Origin of the sequence: Halobacillus litoralis (assembly GCF_020171725.1) — a bacterium.
Taxonomy (GTDB): Bacteria; Bacillota; Bacilli; order Bacillales; family Halobacillaceae; genus Halobacillus; species Halobacillus litoralis_F.
Genome location: NZ_JAIVAJ010000021.1, coordinates 1 through 1,298 on the forward strand (window position 1 = coordinate 1; position 1,298 = coordinate 1,298).

The following is a 1,298-nucleotide window of genomic DNA, read 5'->3' on the forward strand; positions in this document are numbered from 1 at the left end:
TCCATAAAAGTTAAGTTTGACTTGCTCATTTGCACATCGAAATGTGCTCGTTGTCTTTTCTTCACTAAGAAGAAAATATTGACGTACTGGTTGGTTCGTTCAGTTTTCAAAGATCAAAAATAATGGTGGAGCCTAGCGGGATCGAACCGCTGACCTCCTGCGTGCAAAGCAGGCGCTCTCCCAGCTGAGCTAAGGCCCCATATATAATGTAGTTGAGTGGTCGGGAAGACAGGATTCGAACCTGCGACCCCTTGGTCCCAAACCAAGTGCTCTACCAAGCTGAGCTACTTCCCGTAAATAAAATGGCGCGCCCGAGAGGAGTCGAACCCCTAACCTTCTGATCCGTAGTCAGACGCTCTATCCAATTGAGCTACGGGCGCATATTTGATTATGGTGCCGAGGGCCGGACTCGAACCGGCACGGTGGAAACCCACCGCAGGATTTTAAGTCCTGTGCGTCTGCCAATTCCGCCACCCCGGCCTGGCAAGTTATATGATAAAGTCGTGTTAGTTTTCGTTAAGTAGCTCTTGAAAATGGAGCGGAAGACGGGATTCGAACCCGCGACCCCCACCTTGGCAAGGTGGTGTTCTACCACTGAACTACTTCCGCAATAAAGTGCGGGTGGAGGGACTTGAACCCCCACGCCGTGAAGCACTAGATCCTAAATCTAGCGTGTCTGCCAATTCCACCACACCCGCGTGTTACAATGGTGAGCCATGAAGGATTCGAACCTTCGACCCTCTGATTAAAAGTCAGATGCTCTACCAGCTGAGCTAATGGCTCATGAAAAAATGGTGCCGGCCAGAGGACTTGAACCCCCAACCTACTGATTACAAATCAGTTGCTCTACCAGTTGAGCTAGGCCGGCTTTCATGGTGGAGGATGCAGGGCTCGAACCTGCGACCCCCTGCTTGTAAGGCAGGTGCTCTCCCAGCTGAGCTAATCCTCCGATATTTATGTAAGGCTTGGCAGCGTCCTACTCTCACGGGGGTAAACCCGACTACCATCGGCGCTGAAGAGCTTAACTGCTGTGTTCGGCATGGGAACAGGTGTGACCTCTTCGCCTTCACCACCAAACCTTATTTTTTCAAGGACAAGAATTATTATAATGCCCTGAAAGGAAAAAATCAAGGGTAAATTTAAAGTTTTTTGCAAACCCTCAAAACTGGATAAGAATTATTCAAACCGAAATAAATGTCTTTTCAGATAGATAAGTCATCGATCCATTAGTATCCGTCAGCTCCACGTGTCACCACGCTTCCACCTCGGACCTATCAACCTCATCATCTCTGAGGGAT

9 tRNA genes and 2 rRNA genes are annotated in these 1,298 nt (G+C 49.1%); all 11 read right to left on the bottom strand.

What is annotated here, in order from left to right:
* Positions 1-123 precede the first annotated feature (123 nt).
* Positions 124-199: transfer RNA gene (locus LCM20_RS19930), tRNA-Ala, on the bottom strand.
* 18 nt (positions 200-217) lie between these two features.
* Positions 218-294, bottom strand: a tRNA-Pro gene (locus LCM20_RS19935).
* A gap of 9 nt (positions 295-303) precedes the next feature.
* Positions 304-380: transfer RNA gene (locus LCM20_RS19940), tRNA-Arg, on the bottom strand.
* Between the two features lie 11 nt (positions 381-391).
* A tRNA-Leu gene (locus LCM20_RS19945) sits at positions 392-480 on the bottom strand.
* 54 nt (positions 481-534) lie between these two features.
* Positions 535-609, bottom strand: a tRNA-Gly gene (locus LCM20_RS19950).
* Between the two features lie 7 nt (positions 610-616).
* Positions 617-698 (bottom strand) — tRNA-Leu (locus LCM20_RS19955).
* 9 nt (positions 699-707) lie between these two features.
* Positions 708-783 (bottom strand) — tRNA-Lys (locus tag LCM20_RS19960).
* A gap of 9 nt (positions 784-792) precedes the next feature.
* Positions 793-868, bottom strand: a tRNA-Thr gene (locus LCM20_RS19965).
* 5 nt (positions 869-873) lie between these two features.
* Positions 874-949, bottom strand: a tRNA-Val gene (locus LCM20_RS19970).
* A gap of 14 nt (positions 950-963) precedes the next feature.
* A 5S ribosomal RNA gene (gene rrf / locus LCM20_RS19975) occupies positions 964-1,077 on the bottom strand.
* A 129-nt stretch (positions 1,078-1,206) separates the two neighbouring features.
* Positions 1,207-1,298 (bottom strand): 23S ribosomal RNA (locus LCM20_RS19980); the annotation flags it as partial.